General features: G+C 32.8%; 24 protein-coding genes. 6 read left to right on the plus strand and 18 right to left on the minus strand.

Translation table 11 applies throughout. From position 1 onward, the window contains the following. Positions 1 to 208: 208 nt before the first annotated feature. The 11 genes from atpG to Q7C23_RS01890 form a co-directional block, all read right to left on the minus strand. Positions 209 to 1,069: an ATP synthase F1 subunit gamma gene (gene atpG, locus Q7C23_RS01840; RefSeq protein ID WP_375030915.1), complete on the minus strand. Its 861-nt coding sequence runs from the start codon at positions 1,067 to 1,069 to the stop codon at positions 209 to 211. 91 nt (positions 1,070 to 1,160) lie between these two features. Continuing rightward, positions 1,161 to 2,738, minus strand: a complete 1,578-nt coding sequence (gene atpA / locus Q7C23_RS01845) for a F0F1 ATP synthase subunit alpha (protein WP_026982440.1) — start codon at positions 2,736 to 2,738, stop codon at positions 1,161 to 1,163. A 38-nt stretch (positions 2,739 to 2,776) separates the two neighbouring features. Next, the gene (gene atpH / locus Q7C23_RS01850; RefSeq protein ID WP_375030916.1) at positions 2,777 to 3,310 is read right to left on the minus strand and encodes an ATP synthase F1 subunit delta; all 534 of its coding nucleotides are present in this window, start codon (positions 3,308 to 3,310) and stop codon (positions 2,777 to 2,779) included. Positions 3,311 to 3,314: 4 nt separating this feature from the next. Then, positions 3,315 to 3,815: a F0F1 ATP synthase subunit B gene (locus Q7C23_RS01855; RefSeq protein ID WP_026982438.1), complete on the minus strand. Its 501-nt coding sequence runs from the start codon at positions 3,813 to 3,815 to the stop codon at positions 3,315 to 3,317. A 128-nt stretch (positions 3,816 to 3,943) separates the two neighbouring features. Continuing rightward, complete coding sequence (gene atpE, locus Q7C23_RS01860) at positions 3,944 to 4,135, minus strand: ATP synthase F0 subunit C (RefSeq protein ID WP_053472986.1); 192 nt, start codon at positions 4,133 to 4,135, stop codon at positions 3,944 to 3,946. Between the two features lie 99 nt (positions 4,136 to 4,234). Further along, a complete protein-coding gene (atpB, locus tag Q7C23_RS01865) occupies positions 4,235 to 5,386 on the minus strand; it encodes a F0F1 ATP synthase subunit A (RefSeq protein ID WP_375030917.1) in 1,152 nt (383 codons plus the stop codon). Positions 5,387 to 5,952: 566 nt separating this feature from the next. After that, the gene (locus tag Q7C23_RS01870; protein ID WP_375030918.1) at positions 5,953 to 6,180 is read right to left on the minus strand and encodes an AtpZ/AtpI family protein; all 228 of its coding nucleotides are present in this window, start codon (positions 6,178 to 6,180) and stop codon (positions 5,953 to 5,955) included. After that, positions 6,146 to 6,556: a polymer-forming cytoskeletal protein gene (locus Q7C23_RS01875; protein WP_375030919.1), complete on the minus strand. Its 411-nt coding sequence runs from the start codon at positions 6,554 to 6,556 to the stop codon at positions 6,146 to 6,148. Before Q7C23_RS01875 ends, Q7C23_RS01870 begins: the two co-directional genes overlap by 35 nt. A gap of 3 nt (positions 6,557 to 6,559) precedes the next feature. Beyond that, positions 6,560 to 9,091, minus strand: a complete 2,532-nt coding sequence (locus Q7C23_RS01880) for a tetratricopeptide repeat protein (RefSeq protein WP_375030920.1) — start codon at positions 9,089 to 9,091, stop codon at positions 6,560 to 6,562. Between the two features lie 172 nt (positions 9,092 to 9,263). Continuing rightward, positions 9,264 to 9,959 (minus strand): ABC transporter ATP-binding protein, encoded by a 696-nt coding sequence (locus Q7C23_RS01885; RefSeq protein WP_375030921.1) that lies wholly within the window; start codon positions 9,957 to 9,959, stop codon positions 9,264 to 9,266. 84 nt (positions 9,960 to 10,043) lie between these two features. Continuing rightward, on the minus strand, positions 10,044 to 11,504 hold the full coding sequence (locus tag Q7C23_RS01890; protein ID WP_375030922.1) for a DUF5687 family protein: 1,461 nt from the start codon (positions 11,502 to 11,504) through the stop codon (positions 10,044 to 10,046). 128 nt (positions 11,505 to 11,632) lie between these two features. Between Q7C23_RS01890 and Q7C23_RS01895 the strand changes: the two genes are divergently transcribed. Next, complete coding sequence (locus Q7C23_RS01895) at positions 11,633 to 12,685, plus strand: 2Fe-2S iron-sulfur cluster-binding protein (protein WP_375030923.1); 1,053 nt, start codon at positions 11,633 to 11,635, stop codon at positions 12,683 to 12,685. Positions 12,686 to 12,767: 82 nt separating this feature from the next. Here Q7C23_RS01895 and Q7C23_RS01900 read toward each other — a convergent pair whose 3' ends face one another. Together Q7C23_RS01900 and Q7C23_RS01905 are read right to left on the minus strand one after the other, a co-directional pair. Next, positions 12,768 to 13,781, minus strand: a complete 1,014-nt coding sequence (locus Q7C23_RS01900) for a glycosyltransferase family 9 protein (RefSeq protein WP_375030924.1) — start codon at positions 13,779 to 13,781, stop codon at positions 12,768 to 12,770. A gap of 39 nt (positions 13,782 to 13,820) precedes the next feature. After that, the gene (locus Q7C23_RS01905) at positions 13,821 to 14,426 is read right to left on the minus strand and encodes a DUF4254 domain-containing protein (RefSeq protein ID WP_375030925.1); all 606 of its coding nucleotides are present in this window, start codon (positions 14,424 to 14,426) and stop codon (positions 13,821 to 13,823) included. Between the two features lie 111 nt (positions 14,427 to 14,537). Between Q7C23_RS01905 and upp the strand changes: the two genes are divergently transcribed. Continuing rightward, entirely contained in the window at positions 14,538 to 15,191 is a 654-nt protein-coding gene (upp, locus tag Q7C23_RS01910) for a uracil phosphoribosyltransferase (protein ID WP_375030926.1), read from the plus strand. On the opposite strand, the gene Q7C23_RS01915 is transcribed toward upp, so the two are convergent. Then, complete coding sequence (locus Q7C23_RS01915) at positions 15,186 to 16,115, minus strand: DUF6427 family protein (RefSeq protein ID WP_375030927.1); 930 nt, start codon at positions 16,113 to 16,115, stop codon at positions 15,186 to 15,188. The genes upp and Q7C23_RS01915 overlap by 6 nt on opposite strands. A 141-nt stretch (positions 16,116 to 16,256) precedes the next feature. On the opposite strand from Q7C23_RS01915, the gene Q7C23_RS01920 reads away from it, so the two are divergent. After that, positions 16,257 to 16,487, plus strand: a complete 231-nt coding sequence (locus Q7C23_RS01920) for a hypothetical protein (protein ID WP_017496855.1) — start codon at positions 16,257 to 16,259, stop codon at positions 16,485 to 16,487. Positions 16,488 to 16,526: 39 nt separating this feature from the next. On the opposite strand, the gene purD is transcribed toward Q7C23_RS01920, so the two are convergent. Continuing rightward, positions 16,527 to 17,801 (minus strand): phosphoribosylamine--glycine ligase, encoded by a 1,275-nt coding sequence (gene purD, locus Q7C23_RS01925; protein WP_375030928.1) that lies wholly within the window; start codon positions 17,799 to 17,801, stop codon positions 16,527 to 16,529. A 135-nt stretch (positions 17,802 to 17,936) separates the two neighbouring features. Between purD and Q7C23_RS01930 the strand changes: the two genes are divergently transcribed. Further along, entirely contained in the window at positions 17,937 to 19,247 is a 1,311-nt protein-coding gene (locus tag Q7C23_RS01930; RefSeq protein WP_375030929.1) for a phenylacetate--CoA ligase family protein, read from the plus strand. 43 nt (positions 19,248 to 19,290) lie between these two features. After that, positions 19,291 to 19,662 carry an ORF6N domain-containing protein gene (locus tag Q7C23_RS01935; RefSeq protein ID WP_375030930.1) on the plus strand — a complete coding sequence of 124 codons (372 nt, stop codon included), beginning with the start codon at positions 19,291 to 19,293 and terminating at the stop codon, positions 19,660 to 19,662. Positions 19,663 to 19,857: 195 nt separating this feature from the next. Here the strand turns inward: Q7C23_RS01935 and Q7C23_RS01940 are convergent, their stop codons facing one another. Together Q7C23_RS01940 and Q7C23_RS01945 are read right to left on the minus strand one after the other, a co-directional pair. Continuing rightward, the gene (locus tag Q7C23_RS01940) at positions 19,858 to 20,625 is read right to left on the minus strand and encodes a glycosyltransferase family 2 protein (RefSeq protein WP_375030931.1); all 768 of its coding nucleotides are present in this window, start codon (positions 20,623 to 20,625) and stop codon (positions 19,858 to 19,860) included. Between the two features lie 12 nt (positions 20,626 to 20,637). Then, entirely contained in the window at positions 20,638 to 21,621 is a 984-nt protein-coding gene (locus tag Q7C23_RS01945) for a UDP-glucuronic acid decarboxylase family protein (RefSeq protein ID WP_347051453.1), read from the minus strand. A gap of 181 nt (positions 21,622 to 21,802) precedes the next feature. On the opposite strand from Q7C23_RS01945, the gene Q7C23_RS01950 reads away from it, so the two are divergent. Beyond that, on the plus strand, positions 21,803 to 22,879 hold the full coding sequence (locus Q7C23_RS01950) for a glycosyltransferase (protein WP_375030932.1): 1,077 nt from the start codon (positions 21,803 to 21,805) through the stop codon (positions 22,877 to 22,879). On the opposite strand, the gene Q7C23_RS01955 is transcribed toward Q7C23_RS01950, so the two are convergent. After that, positions 22,848 to 24,086 (minus strand): O-antigen ligase family protein, encoded by a 1,239-nt coding sequence (locus tag Q7C23_RS01955; RefSeq protein ID WP_375030933.1) that lies wholly within the window; start codon positions 24,084 to 24,086, stop codon positions 22,848 to 22,850. The two genes, Q7C23_RS01950 and Q7C23_RS01955, sit on opposite strands and share 32 nt — an antisense overlap.

A 24,086-nucleotide genomic window follows, 5' to 3' on the forward strand; every position in this document is an offset into this window, starting at 1 on the left:
GTTACTAATTATAAAGGCATAAATATATATATTTTTAAAATCAAATTGTAACTATTTAATTACCAAATAAGTTAATTCTCATAAATTCTCTAAAAACCAAAAAAAGTTTTCATGGATTTTATTAATTTATTGGAAACTAAAAATGAATGTCAAAAAAAAAGAGCCAACAATAAGTTGGCTCTTTTTAGCTATTTTCTTAAAATACGTCTTATCCGTTCAATGCTTCTGCTCCACCAACGATCTCAAGGATTTCATTAGTAATAGCAGCCTGACGTGCTTTATTGTAAGTTAATTTCAATTGGTTTCTCAATTCAGTAGCGTTGTCAGTTGCTTTGTGCATAGCTGTCATACGCGCTCCGTGTTCTGAAGCAAATGAGTCGCGAATACCTTTGTATAATTGTGTTTTCAATGATTTAGGAATCAAAGTCAACACGATTTCTTCTTTTGAAGGTTCGAAAATGTAATCTGCAGCTGAAACAGGTACATCAGATTTAATTGGAGCTAACGGTAAAAACTGTTCTGTCTGAACAATTTGAGTCGCAGCATTTTTAAACTGATTGTAGATCAATTCGATTCTGTCATATTCTCCAGATAAGAATTTTTCAGTCAAATTATCTGCAATTTCCGCAACATTTTCAAAAGTCAAATGATCAAAAATGGCATTATGATGACCGTGAACTTTAAAAGTTTTACTTAGTACATCATTTCCTTTTTTACCGATTGGAAAAACATCAACTTGTTTTCCAGCGTAAAAAGCAGCACGATTTTTAATCTCTTTAATTACATTAGAATTGAATGCACCACATAAACCTCTGTTTGAAGTTATAGCTACAAGCAATACTTTTTTTACTTCACGTTGTGTTGTGTAATCACCTCCAACTTCACCATCAAGTGTAGCAGAAAGATTTTGTAACAACTCCGTTAATTTCTCGGCATAAGGGCGCATCGCAGTGATTGCATCTTGTGCTTTCTTAAGCTTTGCAGCAGAAACCATTTTCATAGCCGATGTAATCTGCATCGTCGATGAAACGGAAGTAATTCTATTACGGATTTCCTTTAAATTTGCCATTTGTCGATTAAAAAATGTGACAATTTGAAAATTAGATAATTAGAAAGTTTCCTAAGATATTTTCTAATTACCTAATTAACGAATTATCTAATTAGATATATTTTGCTGAAATTTCTTTTGCTGCTTTTTCGATAACATCTGTAATGTTGTCATCTAACTTACCAGCTTTCAACGCGTTAAGCGTATCTTTATGTTTACTGTTTAAGTAAGCTAAGAAATCAGCTTCAAATTCTTTTACTTTATTTACAGGAACACTTTTTAATAAGTTTTTAGAACCGGCGTAAATAATAGCTACTTGATTTTCTACTGTATAAGGATCGTTCAAACCTTGTTTCAAGATTTCAACGTTTCTTTTACCTTTTTCAATTACGTTTAAAGTAACAGAATCCAAGTCAGAACCAAATTTAGCGAAAGCTTCTAATTCACGGAATTGAGCCTGGTCTAATTTTAAAGTTCCAGATACTTTTTTCATAGATTTAATCTGTGCATTACCTCCAACACGAGATACAGAGATACCTACGTTGATCGCAGGACGAACTCCAGAGTTGAACAAATCTCCATCAAGGAAAATCTGACCATCTGTAATCGAAATTACGTTTGTTGGAATGTATGCAGAAACGTCACCAGCCTGAGTTTCGATAATTGGTAAAGCGGTTAATGAACCACCACCTTTTACGATAGACTTGATAGAATCTGGTAAATCGTTCATGTTTTTAGCAATTCCATCATCAGCAATTACTTTACAAGCACGCTCTAATAAACGAGAGTGTAAGTAGAAAACGTCTCCAGGATAAGCCTCACGTCCCGGTGGTCTTCTTAATAAAAGAGAAACCTCACGGTAAGCAACAGCTTGTTTAGATAAATCATCATACACAATAAGTGCTGGACGACCTGAATCTCTAAAGTACTCTCCAATTGCAGCACCTGCGAAAGGAGCATAAACTTGCATTGGAGCTGGATCAGAAGCGTTAGCTGCAACAATAACTGTATAAGCCATTGCTCCTTTTTCTTCTAACATTTTAGCGATTCCTGCTACAGTTGAAGCTTTTTGCCCAATTGCAACATATATACAGAATACAGGTTTTCCTGCATCGTAAAATTCTTTTTGATTTAAGATTGTATCGATACAAACAGTTGATTTACCTGTTTGACGGTCACCAATTACAAGCTCACGTTGTCCACGTCCAACCGGGATCATAGCATCTACTGCTTTTACTCCTGTTTGTAATGGCTCAGTAACTGGCTGACGGAAGATAACTCCAGGAGCTTTTCTTTCTAACGGCATTTCGTACAAGTCTCCTCCAATTGGTCCTTTTCCATCAATTGGAAAACCAAGAGTGTTTACTACACGTCCTACCATTTGCTCACCTACTTTAAGAGAAGCAATACGTTGTGTTCTTTTTGCTGTTGATCCTTCTTTGATTCCAGTTGATGGTCCTAAAAGTACCACACCAACATTGTCTTCTTCAAGGTTCAATACAATAGCTTCAAGTCCGTTTTCAAATTCAACTAACTCACCATATTGTACATTCGATAGCCCGTAAATACGAGCAATACCATCTCCAACTTGAAGTACCGTTCCTACTTCCTCTAGCGTAGCACCAGATTCAAAACCTTCTACTTGCTTTCTTAATATTGCTGAAATTTCAGCAGGTTTGATTTCCGCCATCTTAATTTATAATTTAGACACTTTTATGTGTAATAAAACTAATTACTTAACTCTCTTTTTAATACTTGTAATCTGTTTGCAACAGAAGCGTTGTATTGTTGATCACCTATTCTTAAAATAAATCCTCCAATGATAGATGGATCTACTATATTCTCAATTGTTATTTTTTTATCTGATAAAGTTGAAACTTTTGCTAAAACTTTAGCTTCCAAAGCTGCATCCATAGGAATAGCAGTTGTAACTTTCGCTACCTCAATTCCATTACTTTCATCAAAAACTCTACTGTATTCTACTGCGATTGCTTCCAGAATTTCGAATCTTTTGTTTTCGAATAATAAATGAAATAAACCTTTAGTTACACCATTTACATTAGCAAAAACTTCTAAAAGAGCACTTTCTTTAACTTCAACTTTTGTTGTTGGGTTTTGAATAAATGTACTCAATTCTAAATTGCTTTCAATTGTAGAAGCAATAGATTTCATATCGTTATTTACAGCTTCGGCAACACCTTTAGAGTTTGCTAAGTCTAGAATTGCTTTTGCATAACGAATTGCTGCTCTTGTACTTGCCATAATCTTAGTTTAACTTTACGTCACCTAACATTTTCTCAACTAATTTAGTTTGAGATTCTTTGTTAGATAATTCCTCTTTCAATAATTTTTCAGCGATGCTTAATGATAAAGTTGAAACTTGTGATTTCAATTCAGCCATAGCAGCATTTTTTTCACTTTCGATAGCAGCTTTAGCCTGCTCGATCATTTTTTGACCTTGCGCTTGCGCTTCGTTTTTAGAATCAGCTATCATTTTCTCTTTCATTTCGCGAGCTTCTTTCAACATCGCGTCACGTTCTGCACGAGCTTCGTTTAAAATTCTTAGATTGTCCGCTTGAAGATTTTCCATTTCTTTTCTTGCATTTTCTGCAGAAAGTAATGCATCTTTAATACCTTGCTCTCTATCATTTACTGCATCAAGAATTGGTTTCCACGCGAATTTTTTCAACAAAAGAATTAATCCAACAAATATTAATACTTGCCAAAAGAATAAACCGAACTCGAATTGATTTATTAACTTATCCATTATATATAATTATAAATTTTAAATTATGCCTTTTTTAAATTGCTCCTAATATAAGGCAATTTTAATGTTTTAATTTTTAAAGAATAGTTGCAACCAACCGTTGCAACTATTTCTTTTTTGTGTTTTAATTAAGCAGCGAATAACGCAGCGAAACCAATACCTTCAATAAGTGCAGCTGCGATAAGCATAGCTGTTTGGATTTTTCCTGAAGCTTCTGGTTGACGAGCAATAGCGTCCATTGCTGAACCACCAATTCTACCAATACCTAATGCAGCTCCGATTACGATTAATCCTGCTCCTATGAAATTTAAACCGTTCATATGTATATATATTAAAAATTAAACATTCAATTTGATTTTAGATTTTTGAATTCAGATTTAGATTGACAATCTTTCTATCTGAGATCGATAATCTAAATTTTAATGATGAGCTTCCTCTTCATGGTGATGCTCTTCTACAGCAGAACCAAAGTAAAGTGCAGATAACATTGTAAAAATATAGGCTTGTAAAAAGGCAACTAAAATTTCAAGGATAGAAAGTACAAATGATAATCCAAAAGATAAACTGCTTCCAATCCAGCTTTTAAAGATAAACATTAATCCGATGATACTCATTAAAACAATGTGACCTGCGAAGATATTTGCATACAAACGAATCATTAATGAAAATGGTTTGATGAAAACTCCTAACAATTCAATTGGAGCTAAGATAATACGCATTGGTTTTGGCACACCTGGCATCCAGAAAATGTGACCCCAATAATTTCTATTTGCTGAAAGATTTGTAATTAAGAAAGTAAGTAACGCTAAAGCAAATGTAATTGTTAAGTTACCTGTAGCATTAATCCCTAGTGGAGTTAAACCTAAGATATTTAAAAACAATACGAAGAAAAAGATCGTCAATAAATAACTCATGTATTTCTTATAATGTTTCTCTCCAATATTTGGAATCGCAACTTCGTCACGAATATAAACTACTAATGGTTCGAAAATTCTTCCAACTCCTGAAGCAATACCCCCATTTTTAGCGTAAGATTTTGCAAGGCTTGAAAATAACAAAAACATTAATAATGCTGCTGCAAAAATAGAAACTACAGTTTTTGTAATTGAAAAATCTAAAGGACGAACATTTGTTGGGTGCCCTAATTTTTCATCTTCAGTAATTGTTCCGGCTGCATCTGTTTTATAGATTTTACCATCGTGGTGATTAATTGCGTAGAAGTTTCCATTAGATTCAGCTACACTATGTCCATGGTTGAATTTTGACGAAGAAAAAATGTGCAAACCATTATCCCAAATAATTACAGGCAAAGGAAAGCCGTAATATTTTCCTGTCTCATCATCCTGAGTCAAAGTAAAATCATGTGAATCTAAAACGTGATGACCAATAAAGCCTTTAATTTTAGATTTTATATCAGTTGGCTCTGCATGATGGCCTTCTGCAGCAGCTTCATGAGCTACTTCAGTCTGAGTATGTGCAGCGTCTTTTTCCGAATTAGCAAAGCTTATTACCGGAAGACATGCTACTAAAGCTACAAGAATAAATCTGAGTGGTCTGTTTGAAATCACCATATCTGTTAAAAATCTGATTTTTTACGTTTCTAAAATTTGGTGCAAAGGTACATTTTTTATTAATATTCAAAAGGATATGAAAAATTATTTTTAAACCTTGTTTTACAGAATCGCTATTTTAACGCTTTTCATTTAATAATCGGATAGTTAAAAGCGTTTCAAATAACAAAAATAAAATAAATGTTATAAAAAAATTGATTTTCTCAATTGCCATGTTTGGAAGCTTATCTGTCAAAATAGGTCTCAAAACAAAATAGAAAAAAAACATTTGAATAAAAGTTCCGCCCATAAAAAGCATTCCGATGTTATCAAAATGACTTGTTTTGAACTTTAATAGTATCATAAAAAAAACAGCTGCAAATGCAAAAAAAATCAAATACAACGATTCTATACTATAATGAAAATTTTGATTTGGGAGGTCAAAAAATATAAAAACTGCTTTGTGCACTATATAAGATGCTAAAGCAAAAAAGAATAAATGTAAAATTGTTTTATCTTTAAAAAGCATTTTGAAATAATTTTATGCAAAGATGCAACATTTATTTAAAGCTCTTTTAAAAGTAAAACTACTTTGTTTTATTGATTTCGTTTACTTGGCGAAATACATTATATAAAGCCAGAAAAACACCAACCATGACTAATACTTTAGTATAATAGATTTTGGGACTTGGGTGATTTTCATCCAACCAGGTTCCTAAATAAGAAAACAAAAAAATAATAACACCCATTTGAATGGGAATATTAATAAGTGCTATCCACTTATTCCTTTGGTTTTTGTTCGGCTCCTTTTCCATCTTTCAAAGTTACTTCTTTTGTGTTTGCGAGCATCGAACAGGTTGCAGTAAATTCTGCTCCTGGTTCTATAGACAGTTTCCCTACCAGTACTTCTCCCTGAATATGGGCTGTGGCTTTAATATTAAGGACTTCTAAAACTTTTAGTTTTCCCTGAAACTCACCTTCAATGTCTGCATTGTGGCAAATAATTTCGCCTTTTACAATTCCTGATGGTCCTATAACCAGTTTTCCCTGCGAAGTAAAATTCCCTATCAATTCTCCATCTAATCGAAAATCGGCTTTCGAAACAATATCACCTATAATAGAAGTGCCTTCTACTATTCTATTTGTCTTTCCTAAGAGTTCTGTGCCGTTTTTTTTTGCTTTCTCAAACATGGTTTATGGATTTTTAGGCGCTAAATACACTTCAAGATTTTTTTTGATTTGAATCACTTTATAATTATCACTTGATATAATAATTGCAGGATGTGTGATTTTGTACTTTTTGTCATCTCTCAAAACTCCCGAAATATCTCTGGCATATGCCTCAGATTTTATTCCATGGATAACTACAAAACTTTCGGTTTTATTGTATTTGTCTAACGAAGTTGTTAGTTTTTCGAAGTTCTCAACTTGTAAAAATACTTTAATCGATTCTTCAATCTGTTTGGCTGTTTTAGTATCTCCTTTTGGAATAGCATAAATTATTTTCCAGTTTTTTCCATCAACTGCCGTAAAATCAAGCTTTTCTAAAGATGGGATTTGTTTCTCTAAAATTTCACGGGCATTTTTACCTTCATCACTGTTCGGATAATTATCTGCAACCGTTTCTAAGCCTTTTTTATAAGCAGCCAGTCCGTTTACCTTTCCTAATGTATTGGCTTTCAATAATTCGTACTTAGAAACAATTTCATCGCCGGCATATTGATTAATCAAATTATCAATATTATCTAAAACAACATCAAATTGTTCTTCTTCATATAATTTATACCACTTTTTATACTCTTTATCTGGCGATGCCAAATCATTTGTATTGGTATTATTTAAAAGTTGGGCATATCTTGAAGTTGGATAATTTCCTATTATATCCGATTTTACTTTTTCTGCCTTAGCCGGATTTGTAATCTGATATATTTTATACAAATTATACATTGACGGCAACACTAATTTTTCTTCGGGATTATTTTTCAATAATTGCTCCAATTTGTCGCTCGCTAAATTGTACTCCTTGAATTTTTCTTTATAAATAAGACCCAGTTGGTAATAAGCAAAGTTTCGTTCTTTACCAATACTATCCATTACAAGCTGACTTGTTGGAAGTTGTTTTTCGTAAAATGCCGTGGTATACTTCTCAACGACAACAGAATCCTGCAAAGCATTAAGAGAATCCTGACGCATACTTAAGGAATCTTTTAGTACCGGATTTACAATTGTTTTTGAAGAAGCCAAACGCCAGTTACCAGCTAAAGATCGATTTCCCCACATTTTTCTGAATTGCAATTTTCCATAAGCAACCGTTGTTGGATTGTAAAAATAGAAAGTACTCGCCTGGTCATTTGCTCCAGGAGGATTCATTGCTCCTCCACCCGGCAAATCAGTAGGTACAGGTGCTTGCGGATTTATAGCAGTAGGTAAGTTCCCGGCATTTGAGTTACGTTCTACATTTGCTAATTTCTCCTGTTCTATTTTCTCTGCAATACGTTTTGCATCATCTTTCTTTTTAAGCTCAATAATATAATTTTCGAAATAAGATTTTCGCTCTGCTTCTGGTAAGCCATATACCATTATAATACTGTCATTGCGTTTTGCAATTGCTTCGTATTTAATGACATTATCCAGGTTTTTTCGGTTTTTTTCAATAAACGCAAACTCCCTGCTTTTTGGATCTAATTTTACTAATGTACTATCATAATATTTGGCAGCCATCGTATAATCTGTATTCTTAAAATACATGTTTCCAATGTTTCTGTAAGTCGAAGCTACCAAATAAGGGTCTTTAGATTTTCTGGCTAAAGATTTATTATAAAATTCAAGCGCATTTTCCTGTTCTTTATAGTGATCGAAAAAAACACCCATTTCGTAAAATAGAATATCGTAATATGGTCTGTTTTCGCGGTCATCTACTAATTTATTGTAGGTTTCAATAAACATATCCTGATCGCCATTTTCATAATCAAACATCTGTGCTTTTTTCGCGTAAGCATGCATCATATATTTTCGATCCGCTTTGCGGTTCATGTCGATCACAGCATTATAAAAATAAATCGCGCTGTCTCGTACTCCGATTTCCTGATACATTTGTCCCAAAATAAAACGATAACGCGCTTTGTCTTCGTTTATACGCGAAAAATTTTCAGCAATTCTAAGTTTCGCTACAGCACTATCTTTTTTCTCCAGATGCAAAAAAGCTTCCGCCAATAATGCATTTGCATCTGAAAATGTTTGCTTATTTAAATCGGTATTTTTTAATAACAGATTAATATTTTTTACAACAATCGCATCATTTCCTAAACGCATATTGGTTTTTTCGCGCCAAATTTTTGCCGTGTAAATATTACTGCTGTTTGGGTACTTATATAAGATATAATTGAATGCCTCCAGAGCCGGAATAAAACGCTGATCATAATACCTTGCTTTCCCAAGCATTAAATACGCTTCATCAATCTGCGTGTTTTTTTCTCTTCCGCCAATATTCATGGAATGTTTCTGAATCGCCTTTGTAGCTTTTGTTTCAGCTAATTCAAAATCGGGATTTTTAGCTTTTTCTTCTCCTGCATAATTTTCGTCAACCTGCATTTTTTCAATAGGCAGCATCTTCCAAAAATTATCCTGATCATTTGCCTGAATAGACTTCAAGCCTTTATCAAGACCAATGCCTCCATTGTACAAAATATTATATTTTGTACTTAAAGCATGAGAATTTCTAGACAAAAACGTGTTTTTTTTGGTAGAACAAGCTATCAAAAAAAATAAAAACACGAACGGAAAACAATATTTTAGAGTATTCTTTTTCAATAGAAAAGAGTTTAAATCCATTAACTTCTAAAAAGGCTTTTTAGTATAATGACGTGTAAAAATACGCTTCTTTTTGAAATATAGAAACTTAAACGGCAAAAAACGATTCCAGCTCCTGAAGAGTCTCTTTTGAAGTCTGAATATCTTTCACTATTTCTCCTTTATTTAATGCTACTATTCGATCGCAAACCTCGACAGTATGCTGCAAATCATGGCTTGAAACTAAAACAGTAACATCTGGATTTTCTGCCAAATCTTTAATAATCTTTTTTAAACGACTAACTGTTGTTGGATCTAAATTTGCAAAAGGTTCATCCAGAATTACAACTTCAGGATTACCGATAAGTGTCGCAATTATTCCCACTTTCTTCTGGTTTCCTTTCGATAAATCTCTAAGGTATTTTTTGTTGTTTAAAATCTCTCCATTAAAAAACTCTTCGTGTTGCGCTAACAATGCATCAATATCAGCTTTGTTTTGATGACGTAAATCGCCAATAAAATAAAAGTATTCTTCTGGAGTTAGGTACCCTATGAGGAAACTTTCATCTAAAAATGAACCTGTAAAAGATTTCCAGTTTTCATTCTCATTAACCTGGATATTATTGCTTGTAATATGCCCGGTTGAAGGCTGAATCAAATCTAATAACAAACTGAAAAAAGTTGTTTTTCCCGCTCCGTTATTCCCTACTAATCCAAAACTCTGCCCTTTTGGAATTTCAAGGTTATTAATATTTAAAACTGTAGTCCCGTTATATTTTTTTGAAAGTTGATTTACTTGTATCATGGTGATTTTAGATTTTAGATTGTTGATCTTAGATTTTGTCAGTAGAAATAAATTATCTAATTGACACATTTTAAAATTGACTAATTAATTCTTTTGTTTGTAAGCGCTTATTGTACTGTATTTTTCGACTTTATATCTTTTCTCAATTAGAGAAAAAACGGTGTTTCTAAATACAAAACCTAAAACTCCCGCTCCGGCAACTAAAAATAATCCGAGGGTTTTATCTCCTAAATAAAGTCCAATTCCATAAAGTGCCAAAGGCAATAATAATTTTGGCAAAGTCAATAACATCGCGCTCATGTTGAATGCTTTTTTATCTCCAAAGGCACCACCGGCATTACTCAAATCGATTGGTGTTTTAGTAAAGGCTCCACCTAAAAGCACTAAATGTGAATTAACCCCAATATTATAAATTGCACCAACAACAATTGTCAGGTAAACTTCCCAACCGTAAAAAAGATAAAATGAGGCTAGTATCGTCGAGATAAAAGTAGCAATAACAATAAGCCACCATTTTGAAGTAATATAACCTCTATATGGAATATTTTGTGTCATCATTAATTGATAATACGAACTATCCCAACTTGGTACAAACTGCCCAAAGACAAATAAAAAACCGCCTGACACAAAGATTCCGGCAAATATATACATCACAGCGGGTTGATGTGTATTTCCGAAAAAGATTAATCCATAGAACAAAAAGAAAAAACTCATGATCAATGTCGTTTTCGATCTTTTATTTCTTCGGATTAATTTAATATCGTTTTTAAGAAATGTTCCTAATGTTCCAAATTGATTCAGCCAAACCAGATTTTCGGTTGTTGCTATATCTTCTTTTTTAGAAAGTCCGGCATCCAAAAATAAATTATTTTTAAAGTACTTAAATGTAAACTGATACAACTCTATCAAAACTAAAACCGGAATTAAAAACAATCCCTTCTGCGCATACAGCCCCTGGAAAAAAGGTGTTGTGAAAACGGTAATATCAAATAATTTATAATACTGTGCTGCTCCTAAACCAATTGCTATTCCAATAAAAACAACAAACAATTTGTCGATATTGCTTAGAATAATATTTAGAAAATTGTTAATGTATATTAAAGAGAAAATCGCCAGAAGCCACAATATAATTCCAATAACATCATAACCTTCTAATGCCAGCACGATCGAAAAAGGCACAAAGAAGAGTGCATGAACCCAGTTAAAAAAAGACAATGCTGTTTTTCCTAACGAAAAATGAACAATCGTTGGTTTTTTGAAAGGTAAAACCAATAATGGTTTGATGTTTAATACTGGAATTGACTGCATCAGTAAACGAATTACCAAATCAAATAAGAAATAATAAATCAAAAATTTATTAATCGTTACTAATGGTTCAAGATTCATTTCTTTTAATATGTAAAATGCTCCAACTCCTGCTCCAATAAAAATAAGTGAAAAATAAATCATTAAAAAACCTAATAAAATTTTCATTGCCAGGTTTGCTCCAAATGAAGCCGATCTTGTAAAGGCTTTCCATTCGAGGTAAATAAACTTTTTAATCATGGTTAATTGGTTTTGAGTTTTGTAGTAAGAGACCAAATGTAAGAAAACGTTACAAAAAAAGTTAAAAATAATACTTTAGTGTCTGCGAATTAATCGCCGTTTGCTACTTTTGCATAAAATATACAATCATGCCTTCATTCTTAAAACTGATAATTAAAGAGGTAAAACGTGAAACCAAAGATGCCGTTTCTGTACTTTTTAATGTTCCCGAGGAACTAAAACCAGACTATAAATTTATTGCAGGACAATATATAAATTTAAAATTAACACTTGACAATCAAGAAATTAGACGTGCTTATTCTATTTGCTCTGCACCAGAAAGCGGTGAATTGCGAATTGCTGTAAAAGCGGTTAAAAACGGTTTGTTTTCTCAATTTGCCAATACAAAATTGAAAGCCGGAGATGTTCTTGAAGTAGGTCATCCCGAGGGAAAATTTACCTTTGAACCAGATGCTGAAAGACAAAAAAATTATGCTGCTTTTGTAGCAGGAAGTGGAATTACACCAGTACTTTCTATCATAAAATCGGTTTTAAAAAGCGAACCAAAAAGTTCATTTGTATTGGTTTACGGAAACAGAACTCCGGAGGAAACTATTTTTCATCAGGAATTACACGATTTACAATTAAAATATGTTGGCCGTTTTTTCGTGCATTATGTATTTAGTCAGGCTAAAGCCGAAAATGCATTGTTTGGAAGAATCGAAAAATCGGCAGTAAATTTTGTGTTGAATAATAAACATAAAGAACTTCAATTTGATAAGTTCTTCCTATGTGGGCCAGAAGAAATGATCAACACCGTTTCTGGTATTTTGAAAGAGAAAAACGTAAAAGATTCGGCTATTAAGTTTGAACTTTTTACTTCTTCCTCTCAGGAACATGAAATCAAAACTTCGCTTGAAGGACATACAAAAATTACCGTTTTAGTTGATGATGATGAAGTTTCGTTTGAAATGTCTCAAAAACAAACTATTCTAGATGCAGCTTTAAAACAAGGAATTGACGCTCCTTATTCTTGTCAGGGCGGAATTTGCAGCAGCTGTTTGGCTCGTGTAACTTCTGGAACTGCAGAGATGACAAAAAATTCTATTTTAACAGATAAAGAAATTGCTTCAGGATTAATTTTAACCTGTCAGGCACATCCAACATCAGAATCTATTTATGTGGATTATGATGATGTTTAGAATCTGAAAATTCCAATAAAAAAAATCCAAATCCCAATTGTAAAGTTGGAATTTGGATTTTTTTATGGAACTTATCTAAACTTTAATTTAAAAGCTGAGCTTCTATTTTAGCAATTATTAGCTCTGCAGAAATACTTCTCATCGCATCCTCATACCCTTCAACGATCTTATTTCCGTAAACAGATGTTGGTAGTTTTGGGTACTGATTTCTGTCTGAAGTTAAAGCGTTCTCTAAACTTTGATTGAATGGCAAAAATCCTGCGTACGGATGTGTTGCGCCCCAAAGTGTAACTACTTTTACGCCCAACATAGCCGCAATATGTGCATTTCCTGAATCCATAGAAAGCATAACATCAAGATTGCTTATGAGTTGTAATTCCTGCTGAAATTTAATTTTTCCAGCCATATTAATTACATTTTCAAAGGGTCTTGAAAGTGAATCTAAAACCTCAATCTCTTTCTTTCCTCCCCCAAAAAGCAATATTTTATAGTTTGGATTTTGTGCTAAAGTTGAAATAACTTCTGTCATTAAATCTATCGGATACACTTTAGAATCGTATTGTGCAAAAGGGGCAATTCCGATCAATTTTTGATTTTGATTTCCAATGATTTCTAAAATAGCTGAATCTAATTTTGCTTTCTCTGGAAATTCCGGTTGAGATAAATCTAAAGGAAAACCAAGCTCTTCAAACACTTTAGCATGCCTTTCAAGCATGGTTGGCAATTGCCTGAATATTTTATTTTCTGCTCGGGTTAATTCTTTTTTGCCTTCTCTTCCTTTATCGACTGTTGCTCTTTTTTTTCCGCTTAAAGCGAAAAGTAAGCTCACAACTTTAGACCTTAAAACGTTATGAAGATCGGCGAAAGCATCAATTTTAAACTTTTTGACATCTTTATATAATCTTAAAAGCCCCGGAAAGCCTTTATGTCTTTCTTTTTCATCAAAAGCAAAAAAATCAAGATTCAGAATTCCGTCAAAAAAAGGTTTAAAAAACGGACGGGAAATTACAGTCAGTTTAACGTCTGGATACTGTTTTACAAAGGCGCGTAAAACAGGAACCGTCATGGCGACATCTCCCATTGCGGATAGTCTCATGACGGCTATATGCTTAATTTTATTGGACAATTCTGCCAATTATTTTTTATTTTGATATAATACCGGATTCAAATCATCATCGTTGTACATTTTCATTTGTTTGTACACTTTCATGAATTTAGCTCCATTTTCGATATCAGCCAACAAATCATCAATCGCTGTAGATAAATCACTTCTTTGCTCTAAAAGAATATTTAATTTTTCCTGACATTTATCTCTATGTTCTTGTGAAGCTTCTGCGCGAGTAGCCTCTTCATGCATATGATAGATTTTCAAAGCTAAAATTGACAATCTGTCAAAAGCCCAGGCAGGACTTTCAGAATTGATTTTTGCACCATCTTTTGCTTGTACAGTACTGTACTTTTGCAAAAAGTAGCTATCAATATATTCAACCATATCTGTACGTTCCTGGTTTGAAGCATCGATTCTTCTTTTTAAAGTCAAAGCAGCAACCGGATCAATTTGCGGATCACGGATAATATCCTCAAAATGCCACTGAACCGTATCAATCCAGTTTTTTAGATATAATAAATGCTCAAATTTATCTTTTGGATAAGGATTGTTTATAGGCTGATCAACGTTATCAAACTGGTGATAATCTTTGATACTTTGTTCGAAAACAGAATAAGCTAATTTTGAAAACATGTCTTTAATTATTAGAGAGACAAAGATACTTTTTATACTTTTATAGTGTGAAAAAAACGGCTGTTTTTTCATTTTAGTATCGCAAATCATTGATAATTCTAAAAACTCCTCATGAAAATTCATTATATATCTGAAAACAATAGCGTATTAAACCATTTTTTAGGTCAAATCAGAAATGTAAATGTTCAGAACGACAGTATGCGTTTTAGAAGAAATATCGAACGTATTGGCGAAATTATGGCCTATGAATTAAGCAAAAATTTATCTTATAAAGAGGTAGAAATTCAAACACCACTTGGGATCAAAAAAACTACAGAAATTGAAAGTGATTTGGTTTTGTGTTCCATTTTGAGAGCTGGATTACCCCTTCATAACGGCTTTTTAAATTATTTTGATCATGCTGAAAACAGCTTTGTTTCGGCCTGCAGATATCATCCGAATAACGATCATGAATTTGAAATTAGAGTTGAATATCAAGCGCTTTCAGACTTAAATGATAAGACAGTTTTACTTCTGGACCCCATGCTGGCAACGGGACAATCTATTGTTGCAGTTCATGAAAAATTAGTTCAGAATGCGGTTCCAAAAGAAATTCATATTGTCGTAGTCATCGCTGCTCCGGAAGGAGTTGCCTATCTTGAACAAAATCTACCTGACAACTGTCACTTATGGGTTGCTGCCTTAGACGAAAAGTTAAACGAGAAAAACTACATTGTTCCCGGACTCGGTGATGCGGGTGATCTTGCTTATGGAAGTAAATTATAACTGAGAAAAAAACGTAAATAAACTACAGCAAATAAGTACGTAAAACACTATTTCATTGTTTAGTTTTTGCTGTACGTATTCAACATGACTTGCTGCCATGATGGTTAAAGGCGTAATGCTGAAAATCAATAAATCATTGCTTTTGTTAGGTGAAAGAATAAAAACAAAGACTGCAATAAAAAAACAGGCCACCACTTTTTTATACGATGTGTGTACAATTTGAGGTCTGTTGGATAAGGTTGTCAAGATCGAAACTACAAAAAATAAAGCTACCGCAACATATATTGAAAGTGCTCCGTTTTCGTAATTGTTCTTAAAATAATCAATCCTCAAATCAATTACGGCTCGTTTTTCAAAAAATTCAATGACATTAAAATGAAAAATTAAGGAGACCAATAAAAAGATAATTGCGACCGCCAGGAGTGCTATAAAGGGTAAAACCCAGTTTCTATAATCTCTTGAAACGTGAAAAACAATTGATATAAAAACCAAAATAAGGAAAAGAATACACCAAAATTGAAACAAAGAAGCTACTAAAATCCAAAAAGAAGCATCAAATATCTTTTCTTTTGAGGCCTTTAATGACTGAAGTGAAATCAATCTTCTCAGCGCCAATAACAGAAAAAAGTTGGCGTAGATAACGTTTGGGTTATTAAATATCGTCGGGAAAAATAAGATAAATAATAAATAGAAAAATATCGCGTAACCATTGTCTTTACTGAGTCCGTTCTTTTTAACGATAAAGTTTATCAGAAAAAAAGAAGCTGAAATAAAGCATAATAAACTTATTTTTTGAAACGCCAAAAAATAAGAACTCATCCATGATGGTTCCTGAATTTGAAACAGAAAAAAGAAAACCAGTATTAAAATTACGACCAAAGAATAATTTAATGGTGTAGATTTTTTAAAAACACTTGTTATCATAAGGATATTTTATACTTTTGTGATTGTAAATATAATACTTGTTTAAAAGGAAAAACCCAACAAGTTGAAAAAAGATTCTATTACCTGAATTTTGTCTTCAATGCGTTACAAAACAATAAATAACATATAATTTTTTAAATTATGACAGCTTTTTTCGAAGGAATACAATACTTATTCGTTAACATTTTATTTGCTCCACTAGACTTTTTACGTCGTTTGGAACTTGTAACCTGGTTTGGTGCAAACACAATTAACTGGATTTTTATGATCATCTGTTCATGCGCAATCGTTTATTGGATTAAACAATTACGCATTTTTGATGATGCCGGAACAGAAAACCAAGATACAACGGCTCACTCTTTTTTAAAATAAAAAATATCTAACCCTCCGAAAAAGGGTTAGAGGATTTATTTATATTAGATCGAATCCAATATCTTTTCTAAAATACATCTTATCAAAGCTTAGTTTATCTATGTTTTGGTAAGATTTTTTTATGGCTTGTTGGAAATCGTCTCCATATGATGTTACCGTTAATACACGTCCTCCATTACTAACGACATTTTCGTTATCTAATTTTGTCCCCGCGTGAAAAACGATAGAATCTGTAATGTTTTCTAATCCTGTAATTACTTTTCCTTTTTCAAATTCTTCAGGATATCCGCCCGAAACAACCATAATTGTAGTGGCACTTCTTGGATCAACTTCTAATTCGAAAGTATCTAACTTTTGATCTGCCACAGACTGAAACAATGCTACCAAATCAGATTTTAATCTTGGTACTACAACCTCAGTTTCCGGATCCCCCATTCTTACGTTATATTCAATAACAATTGGTTCGTTTTTTACATTGATCAAACCAATGAACACAAATCCTTTATATTCGATTCCGTCTTTTTGAAAACCTTCAATAGTTGGTTTAACGATACGTGTTTCGATTTTTTCCATTAAAACAGCATCAACATAAGGAACTGGAGAAACTGCCCCCATTCCACCTGTATTTAATCCTGTATCTCCTTCACCAATTCTCTTGTAATCTTTTGCTGTTGGAAGGATTTTATAGCTTTTTCCGTCAGTCAACACAAAACAGCTTAATTCAATTCCGTCCAAAAATTCTTCGATAACTACTTTTGAACTTGCTGCTCCAAATTTTTCGTGAACCAACATATTTCTTAACTCTGTTTTTGCTTCTTCAAGATCCTGAATAATCAAAACTCCTTTTCCAGCTGCTAAACCATCTGCTTTTAAAACGTATGGTGGTTGTAAAGTTTCTAAAAAAGCACATCCGTTTTCAACAGTCTCGGCAGTAAAACTGTCATAAGCTGCTGTTGGAATATTGTGTTTCATCAGGAATTCTTTAGCAAATTCTTTACTTCCTTCTAATTGAGCACCCAATTTTGATGGTCCAATTACCGGAATATGATTTAAACTTTCGTCGTTTTTAAAATAATCGTAAATACCTTTTACCAACGGATCCTCAGGTCCAACGACTACCATTTTTACATTTTCTTTTAGTACAAATGCTTTTATGGCATCAAAATCGGTTGGAGACATTGCAACGTTTGTAGCAATTCCAGCCGTTCCTGCATTTCCTGGTGCAACAAAAAGTTTTTCGCAAAGCGGACTCTGAATCATTTTCCACGCAAAAGCATGCTCTCTTCCGCCTGATCCCAATAATAAAATTGTCATGGTATAGTTGTATTTAGTTGTGGTGCAAAAATAATTGCTTTTACACGTAAAAAATAATTAAATCTTAAAAAGTTCGTGATTCTTCTCTGTTAGTACTCGGATAATATTATTTTTGATGAAAAATACTCTTCAAAAATGATTTCTCTTTTCGATATTTCGCTTCAATTAAATGGTTTTCCAATAAAGAAAGCAAAAGCCGAATTGGGCCGAATTGTGAATTTATCTGAAGAAGATTATGCCGTTTTCCTTCAAGATAAAAAAGAAGAAATTGTTGGATTTCATTTGCAAAACAACACCTTTTATAAAGAATTAGTGGGAGATAAAAATATTCCTAAATGGGAAGATTTACCCATTCTGAACAAACAAAATCTACAGAAACCACTCAAAGAAAGGCTTTCAAAAGGATATACTTTAAAGAATGTTTACCTCAACAAAACATCCGGATCAAGCGGAACTCCTTTTGTTTTTGCCAAAGACAAATATTCGCATGCCTTAACCTGGGCTTCGAATATTATGCGTTTTGGCTGGTTCGGCATTGATTTTAATCATTCCTACCAAGCTCGTTTTTATGGAATTCCGATGGATTTTGTTGGCTATCAAAAAGAACGTTTTAAAGATTTTTTAAGCCGCCGTTTTCGTTTTCCGGTTTTCGATTTATCTGATGAAATTCTGGAAAAATTTCTACAGAAATTCAAAACCAAAAAATTCGATTACCTCAACGGTTACACGAGTTCTATTGTTTTATTTGCCAAATATTTAGAACAAAAAAACATCATTCTAAAAGAAATCTGTCCGACATTAAAAGCTTGTTTTGTTACTTCGGAAATGCTTTTTGAATCGGATAAAAAACTCCTGGAAAAACAATTTGGCATCCCAATTATCAATGAATATGGCGCCTCAGAATTGGATTTAATTGCTTTTGAAAATCCAAGAGGCGAATGGCAAGTGAATGTGGAAACACTTTTTGTAGAAATTTTAGATGAAAATAATAAAGTTCTCCCTTACGGGGAAGAGGGCCGAATTGTAATTACTTCTCTTTTCAACAAAGCAAATCCTTTTATCAGATATGAAATTGGTGATATCGGAATTTTAGATGAAAAAAGCACGCCACAGAAACCAATTCTAAAGAAATTAATTGGAAGAACAAATGATGTTGCCATTTTGCCAAGCGGAAAGAAATCTCCGGGATTGACTTTTTATTATGTAACCAAAAGCATAATTGAAGATGATGGAAATGTCAAAGAATTTATCATCAAACAAACCAAATTAGATACTTTCGAGATTGAATATGTTTCTGAAAAAGAATTAGATCCAGAACAAATTCAAAAAATAGAAGAAGCCATTTCATTATACCTTGAGCCGAATTTAAACTTCACTTTTACCCGAAAAAAGGTTTTAGAAAGAACCAATCGCGGTAAATTAAAGCAATTTAAATCTTATTTATAATATAAATAAAATCTTACATTTGTTTTTTACTAATTAAAAACTTATGGACGATCAATCTTTACTTTCAGAAGAAACTATTTCAAACAAAATATATTTTATCCGCGGTCAAAAAGTGATGCTTGATCGTGATTTGGCCTTACTTTATGGAGTTGAGACACGAATTTTAAACCAAGCAGTTAAAAGGAATATATCTAGATTTCCAGAAGATTTTATGTTTGAACTTAATAAATCAGAATTTGAAAAAATGGGTTTACGTAAAATTCCAACAGCTTTCACTGAACATCGCGTTTTAATGTTGTCAAGTGTATTAAAAAGCGACAAAGCCATTCAGACCAATATTCAAATTATGCGAATTTTCACAAAAGTGAGACAAATGCTTTTAGATACAACAGAAATCAAAGTCGATATTCTTTAGATTCAAAAGAAATTACAGAATCATGATAAAAACATTGAATTGGTTTTTTCTTATCTGGATGAATTGACAGAGAAAAAAGAAAACGAAAATGAAAGAGTGAAAATTGGATATAAAAAATAATTGGAGGTCACAAATTGTGACCTCCAATTATTAAGTATTATTCTTTAAGATCACAAATTGTGACCTTAGAGAAACTTAAATCTTCTTTATATATCGAGGTTTTATAATCAACTGCGTGAATAAAAATCGTACCATCAACAAAACAGAAAACACAAAATTAAATCCTTGAAATTCTCTGTAAACACAAAAGTTATGTTTTATTAGTTTGAATTTTGAAGATGAAATAGAATTTTTTCTAATTCTATAAAAGGCTAAAGGTTCCGGAACGGGTTTTGTAACCTGAATTTGTTTTAAAATCGTGAGCCACAAACGCCAATCTTGCCTTTTTTGTGTGGCTTCAATTACAATTTTACCAAAATAATCTGCGTCATAAATGGCGGTTAAATTGCCAACGTAATTACAGAAAAACAGTTCGTCGTAAGTTAAATTTACTGGCGCTTCTACTCTTCTGTTTAAAGAATTTCCTTCTTCATCAATACAGTCGTAAAAACTGAAAGTAAAATGCAAATTATTATCCTTTAAAAACGTAATCTGTTTTTCTAATTTATTCGGAAACCATAAATCATCAGCATCTAAATAAGCAATATATTTTCCTACCGCTTTCTCTAAAGCTATATTTCGTACAAAACCGTTTCCTGAATTTTTTTCTAATTTAAACAGTTTTATTCTACTATCTTTTTCAGCAAAATCAGAAATAATCTTTACAGTTTTATCCATCGACGCGTCATCAACCAAAATCATTTCCCAATTCTGGTACGTTTGATTTTGAACTGATTTTAAAGTCTCTGTAATAAACTTTTCAGCATTGTAAGTTGGCGTTATAATAGAAACTAATTCACTCATTAACGCTTGCGATTATTTTATATAGCTTGAAAAGTCTTTGTGTTCTTCTTTTGAAAGTTCTTCGGGCGACAATGATCTAAAATAATCATACGTAATTTTCATTCCTTCAGAACGACTTACTTTTGCTTCCCAACCTAATAATTCTTTTGCTTTTGTAGTGTCTGGCTGACGCTGTAAAGGATCATTTATTGGTAATGGATGATACACCACTTTCTGGTTCGTTCCCGTTAATTTGATGATTTCTTCAGCAAAATCTTTAATTGTAATTTCGTCTGGATTTCCAATGTTCACCGGATATACATAATCAGAATGTAATAATCTGAAAATACCTTCGACCTGATCGTCTACATAACAAAAAGAACGTGTTTGCATTCCATCCCCAAAAATCGTTAAATCTTCTCCACGCAAAGCTTGTCCAATAAAAGCCGGAATTACACGTCCGTCGTTTAATCGCATTCTTGGGCCGTAAGTATTAAAAATACGTACGATTCTGGTTTCTACACCGTGAAAAGTATGATACGCCATTGTGATCGATTCCTGAAAACGCTTTGCTTCGTCGTAAACGCCACGAGGACCAATAGTATTTACATTTCCGTAGTATTCTTCAGTTTGTGGATGAACCAATGGATCTCCATAGACTTCAGAAGTTGATGCAATCAGAATTCTTGCTTTTTTAACTCTTGCTAATCCCAACAAATTATGTGTTCCCAACGATCCCACTTTTAAAGTTTGAATCGGAATTTTTAAATAATCTATTGGACTTGCTGGCGAAGCAAAATGCAAAATATAATCTAAATCACCAGGAACGTGAACAAACTTGGTGATATCATGATGGTAAAATTCGAAATTTTCTAACTTAAATAAGTGCTCAATATTTTTAAGATCTCCCGTAATCAGGTTATCCATTCCAATGACAAAATAGCCTTCTTTAATAAATCGGTCACACAAATGCGACCCTAAAAATCCTGCTGCTCCGGTAATAAGTATTCTTTTCATAATTGATTTAATTGGACCTTTCAGGTTTTATTTAATAGCAAAACCAAAGATAGAGGCACAAATGTAATAAAATATCCGTCCTTTAAATTAGACTTGAAATCATATCTTAAAAGAAGTTTCACGTTTTTAGATAATTTCTAAACACATTTATCTATTTTTACCCCTAATTAAATCCCCTGTTTTGAAAGTTGTACATATTATAGAAGCTCTGGGCGGCGGCGTTTATAGTTATTTTCGTGATTTATCGACTTACTTTGACGATACTGAAAGAAACAAAAACACAGAAACCACTATCATTTACAGTGGCAATCGAAAAGAAATCGATCCGGCTAAAATAAAATCTGAATTTTCAGATGGAGTTAATTTAATTGAAATAAATATGGTTCGGGAATTTTCTCCTGTTCAGGATTTAAAATCAACTATCAATTTAACCAGGGCGCTTCGAAAAATAAATCCCGATGTTGTTCATCTTCACTCCTCAAAAGCTGGCATTTTGGGTCGCATTGCTTGTTCTTTTTTATTCAAAAAAACAAAACTCTTTTATACACCACACGGTTATTCCTTTTTACGAACTGATATTTCAAACACAACCTCCAATTTCTATTGGCGAATTGAGAAAACCTTTCAACGTATTTTTAGCGGAACAACTATTGCCTGTGGTGATACAGAACTTGAAATTGCCAGAGAAATTGGCCATGCCAAATTAGTCCGAAACGGGATTGATATTGAAAATGTCCGCGAACATCTTGCACCTCATCAAAATGAAAAATTAACGATTGGCCTAATGGGAAGAATTACCTTCCAAAAGAATCCTCAAACATTCAATCAAATTGCTTTAAAATTTCCGGATTTTAATTTTGTCTGGATTGGAGATGGCGAATTAAGACCTTTAATCACAGCTCCAAACATCAGAATTACAGGCTGGATTTTAGATCGAAAAACGGTTTTACAAGAACTGAATAACATTGACATTTACATGCAAATATCTCTTTGGGAAGGGCTGCCAATTGCTGTTCTTGAAGCTATGGCATTGCAAAAACCCGTAATTGCTACTAATATTATTGGAAACAAAGATGCCGTTCTACACAATAAAACCGGCTTTCTTTTTACTGATATTTCTGAATTGGAAAACTTTTTTACACTATTAAAAGATCCAGAAACCCGAGAAGAATTTGGTAAAAATGCTTTCGTAAGATGCCAGGATTTATTCGATAAAAATAAAAACTTTAAACAGCTTCTGGAGCTTTATCAAGAATAAGTTTTTGCTGTAGCCAATAGCTTCCGAAAACAGAAAACCAAAATCCGCTAAAGGCGATTCCATCAAAACGGAGTAAAAAATCATCGGTTAGATTTGAGGTGAAAAAAATTAAGAAAAATGACAAAATCATTGCATTTTTCAAATCATAACCTAAATAGCCAATAGTGAAAATATACAGAAAAACGATTATCGGCCCCAGAATTCCAAATTTTAGTAAAAAATCCAGAAATTGGTTGTGTGTTGGAAATTCATATTTGGCTAAAAATTGCTGATTGGTTGCTTTATAATATTTGTTTAACTCTGGTTTTCCATCTGAAGCCCCAACTCCAAAAGGAAGATTTTTTACAGACAATTCCCAAGCCGATTTCCAGATCGAAACCCTTGTTACCAGTGAATTGAAAACCTTTATTTCAGGATGATCGATTTCGTCTAATTTTCCCACTTTATCCATATAAGCAAATGTTGTTGTCGAATACTTTTCCTTCATGTATGGATCTTTCTGAACAAATAAAAATGTAATTCCACCTAATAAAACAACAACCACCGCAACAGTTAAACCAATTTTTTTTGTGTTGAATTTTGATCTGATTTCGAAAAAGAAAACAATCAAAAATCCGGCTAAAACATTGATCAACGCCATTCTGGTATTCACAAAAAGCACAAAGAAAAACGACAGTAAAAAAACAATAAAGCGACCCCTTTTAAGTACTTTTTTTTCATGATTTCTGAAACTTTCAAAAATAAAATACAGTGCACAAACCGACACAAAAGCCAAATGCATATTCAATGCCGGAGCGTGAATTCCAATGCTGTTTGCAAACTGATATCCCATTTCCCACAAATGAATTCCGTTTAAATATTTATTCATCAATTCAGCATCTATAATATTAAATCTGATGAAGAAAAATAACATGATTAACGTTGTCGCAATCACATAAGTCTGCACTAATTTTAGAAAGTTTAGCCGTTGATAATTTCCAATAATAAACAAAGCAAAAATTAACAATGAAGTACTTTTTTCAATTGCTTTTAATCCTTTTGCAAAAGAATCATTGTTCCAGAATAGCAATATCTCCATCAAAATTGGTGATGCAATACAAGTCGCTAAAATCAAGGATGTTTTAGTGTATTTTAGTTTTCTAACGAAAATCAAATTAAATACAGCAAACAAAACAATCAGCACTGAACATGGCTTTCTGAAAATCAT

It is taken from the genome of Flavobacterium sp. LAR06 (assembly GCF_041946075.1).
Lineage (GTDB): Bacteria > Bacteroidota > Bacteroidia > Flavobacteriales > Flavobacteriaceae > Flavobacterium.